We start from the raw sequence: 3,760 nt of genomic DNA, 5'->3' as shown, positions 1-3,760 counted from the left end.
GTCGGCAAGCAGGCCGGCGATGACGTCGCGCGTGCGCGCGTCGCCCGCCCACTCGTGCTCGGAGCGCGTGCCGACCACGGCGCCGCTCACCGTGAGGGCGTCGTCGAGGGTGTCGGCCTGGTCGAGCACGCCGACCCGCACGCCGCCGCGGTAGGTCACCCGGCCCGCGTCGGGTTCGAATCGGCGCGCGAGCATCGCCATCAGGCTCGACTTGCCGTCGCCGTTGCGGCCCACGATGCCGATGCGGTCGCCCTCGTCGACGCCCAGCGAAACGCCGTCGAAGACGACCTTGGTGGGGAATTCCAGGTGCAGGGCTTCGGCCCCGAGAAGATGTGCCATGTCCCTCCCAGGCTAGGCGAGCCGGCTGGGTGCCCGCGCCAGGATGGGATCAGTACCAGATGCTGAGGCGCGGCGCGGCGTGCCAGCCGAACACGCGAGCGGCGGCCGAGGCATCCGTCGTCTGCAGTCGACCGGCTGCGGCGAGCGTCGCGAGCGACACCCCGCCGAGGTAGACGGCCGAGAGCTCTTCGACTCCGAGCGCCACCGTCACGGCGCCGGCCGGCGCCCCCGGTGCGTCCCACGCGGTGACCTCGCCCCGACCTGCCTCGTCGACCGTCAGCAGCCACCGGCCCGCAGCGAAGCCGAGCGAGTCCGAGACCTCGAGGGCGAGCACGCCGGCCGCGCCGAACGTGCGCGCCTCGAGCGCTGTCGGCACATCGAGGATCCGCACGTACTGGTGGTCGGCGATCTTGACGGTCGCGGCCCGCTGGTCGGAGATCATCCAGCGCAGCGGCTCGTCGACCGAGCGCTCATGCGCCCGCACCTCGCCGACCAGGTCGAGTTCGACGAAGAATCGCCAGAGCGCGGCGTAGGCATCGTCGGTCTCCGCGAGCAGGTAGGAGACGGTGACGGTGGACTTGGTGAAGTCCTTCTCGTTCTCGCGCACCGAGTACAGCGCGACCCCGCGCACTTCGCCGTCCTCGTCGGCGTACTGGATCGCGCGCGTCTTGCCGGGTTCCTTCGCGTCGGGCCGGGTGCCCGCGAAGACGTCCCACAGCGCCCCCGGCACATCGATCTCGCCCGCGACGGTGAGTCGTCCCCGCTCGTGCAGCGGGGCGATGAGCGCACGCGCACGCTCGCGGGGCACGAAATCGACCCGCCCACCGGGCCGCGGCCCGATCCAGACCGCCCGCTTGACATCGATGTGCCACGACGCGCTCGCCGCCGCCGGCGCGAACCCGTAGCGGCCGTAGAGCTGCGACTCGCTCACCGTGAGCATGGCGAGCGGAATGCCGGCGGCCGCCGCGGTGCGCAGCTCGCCCTCGAGCATCGCCCGGGCGATCCCGCGCCGTCGATGCGTCGGGGCGACCGTCACGGCGGAGATCGCGCAGGACGGGATGCCGCGACCGCCCGGCAGTGTCAGCTCGCCGATCCACGACGCGATCGAGGCGACCGGCGCGGCGGGCATCGGCGCGGCGGGATCGAAGATGCCCGTCATGCGCCGATGGCCGCTCCGCTCCCGGCTCGCCGCCACCTCCGCCTCGGAGCGCTCGCCGTCGAGGAACCCGCGCGCCACGATCTGGTACCAGCTCGCATACCCCTCCGGGTCTTCGAACGACACCAGTCGCGGCTCCAGCCCCGTCGCCGCGAGCCGCTGCCGGGACTCCTCGTCGAGGGGCTCCGTCAGGAACGCCGTGGAATCGACCTTCGTGTGCATCGATCTCTCCTCTCGATCAGCCGATCGCACGTGCCCCGGGCACCGGCCCGTGCACGTGCAGCGCGTGGAGGCCCGCAGCCGCGAGCGTGACCTGCAGTTCGAGGGCGGCCTCCGGCCCCTCGGTCAGGAAGGCGAGCGTCGGTCCCGACCCGGACACCATCCCCGCCAGCGCGCCGGACCGCTCCCCGAGCTCCAGCGCATCGCGGAGCACCGGCCGCAGCGCCAGGGCGGCCGGCTGAAGGTCGTTGCGCACGTGCTCGGCGAGAGCGTGCGGGTCGCCCGCGCGCAGCGCGTGCAGCACCCCCGGGTCGACCTCGGGCGTCGCCCGATGCGGCTCGATGTCGGGCGCGGAGCGGGTGCGCAGCTCGTCGAGCCGGCCGTACACCTCCGGAGTGGACAGCCCCTCGCCGGCGAAGACGCTGATCACCCAGTCGAAGCGTCCAGTCGCGAGGGCGGGGCTCAGCTGGTCGCCGCGTCCGGTGCCCACGGCGGTGCCGCCGAGCACCGCGAACGGCACGTCCGCGCCGAGCCGCGAGGCGAGGCGGAGCATCTCGGCCTGGCCGACCTCGGTGCCCCACAGCAGGTCGCACGCGACGAGGGCGGCCGCGGCATCCGCTGACCCTCCGCCCATCCCCCCGGCCACCGGCACATGCTTGACGATCTCGAGGTGCACGCCGCCGTCGTAGCCCGCGCGCTGGGCGAGCATGCGCGCTGCGCGCAGGGCGAGGTTGCGGTCGTCGCTCGGCACACCGTCGATGTCGACGCTGCCGCTGACCGAGATCGAGAAGTCCCGGGCCGGTTCTGCCCAGACGTCCTCGTACAGCGACACCGCCTGATACGCCGAGGCGACGTCGTGATAGCCGTCGTCCTGCACACCCCCGACCTCGAAGAAGAGGTTGATCTTTCCGGGCGCCCGGACATGGACGCGATCGGCGGCGGCGAAATCGCTCACAGCTCGGCCGACTGCGCCCAGATGTTGACGTCGATGCCATCCGAGAGCGCGTCGATCTGCTCGAGCTCCTCGGTCGTGAAGGCGGGTCCGGACAGCGCCGCGAGGTTCTCGTCGAGCTGCGTGGTCGAGGATGCCCCGATCAGCGCAGAGGTGACCACCGGGTCGCGCAGCACCCACTGGATGGCGAGCTGTGCGAGCGTCTGCCCTCGGCCCTTGGCGACGACGTCGAGTCCGCGCAGGTGCGCGAGGCCCGTCTCGGACACGGTCTGCTGCGGCAGCGAAGAGCGCTGCTGCGCGCGCTGTGCGGTGCCGTCCCCGAGGTACTTCCCGGTCAGCAGGCCCTGGGCGAGCGGCGTGAACGCGATTGCGCCMATCCCCTCCTGCTTCAGCACTCCGGTGAGGCCGTCTTCGACCCAGCGGTTGAGGATCGAGTACGAGGGCTGGTGGATCACGAGCGGCGTCCCGAGGCTCCGCGCGACTGCCGCGGCCACCGCCGTGCGCTCGGCGCTGTACGACGAGATCCCGACGTAGCGCGCCTTGCCCTGCCGCACGAGGGTGTCGAGCGCCCCGATGGTCTCCTCGATCGGAGTCACCGCGTCGACGCGGTGCGAGTAGAAGATGTCGACGTAGTCCAGGCTCATCCGCGTCAGCGACTGCTCGGCACTCGCGAGGATGTACTTGCGCGAACCCAGGTCGCCGTACGGGCCTGGCCACATGTCGTAGCCCGCCTTCGACGAGACGATGAGCTCATCGCGGTAGCGCGCGAAGTCCTCGCGCATCATCCGCCCGAAGTTCGTCTCCGCGGCGCCGTAGGGCGGGCCGTAGTTGTTCGCGAGATCGAAGTGCGTGATCCCGCGGTCGAACGCGTGCCGCAGCACCTCGCGCTGACGGTCGAACGGGATGTTGTCGCCGAAGTTCCACCACAGCCCGAGCGAGATCGGGGGCAGGTAGAGACCGGACGCTCCGACCTGACGGTAGTCCGTCGCCGCGTAGCGGTCGGCAGCCGCCGAATAGGGGCGATGGAGGTCTTTGACGTCAAGGCGGAAGCGGGGTGCGTCGGTCACGCCACCAGGCTATCGGCGGGCGCCCCC

Annotated in this window: 4 protein-coding genes; all 4 read right to left on the bottom strand. The window is 71.9% G+C overall.

All coding sequences use genetic code 11. The annotated features are described in order from the left end of the window. The coding region (locus AC1DVT_RS18595; RefSeq protein ID WP_477390695.1) for an ATP-binding cassette domain-containing protein at window positions 1-339 on the bottom strand (339 nt) is incomplete at its 3' end. Between the two features lie 49 nt (window positions 340-388). Then, a complete protein-coding gene (locus tag AC1DVT_RS18590; RefSeq protein WP_477390693.1) occupies window positions 389-1,717 on the bottom strand; it encodes a GNAT family N-acetyltransferase in 1,329 nt (442 codons plus the stop codon). 16 nt (window positions 1,718-1,733) lie between these two features. Beyond that, on the bottom strand, window positions 1,734-2,669 hold the full coding sequence (locus tag AC1DVT_RS18585) for a 4-(cytidine 5'-diphospho)-2-C-methyl-D-erythritol kinase (protein WP_457101531.1): 936 nt from the start codon (window positions 2,667-2,669) through the stop codon (window positions 1,734-1,736). Further along, window positions 2,666-3,733 (bottom strand): aldo/keto reductase, encoded by a 1,068-nt coding sequence (locus tag AC1DVT_RS18580; protein ID WP_477390691.1) that lies wholly within the window; start codon window positions 3,731-3,733, stop codon window positions 2,666-2,668. The genes AC1DVT_RS18585 and AC1DVT_RS18580 overlap by 4 nt, the downstream gene beginning before the upstream one ends. Window positions 3,734-3,760: the final 27 nt, after the last annotated feature.

Source organism: Microbacterium sp. P2_F9 (assembly GCF_056403635.1).
Note: the sequence above shows the minus strand (reverse complement) of the source record. Positions and strands in the feature narration are given on the sequence as shown.

Excerpts from the sequence above, each read along its gene's own strand:
- AC1DVT_RS18590 (WP_477390693.1), bottom strand. The coding sequence starts at position 1,717 with ATGCACACGAAGGTCGATTCCACGGCGTTCCTGACGGAGCCCCTCGAC.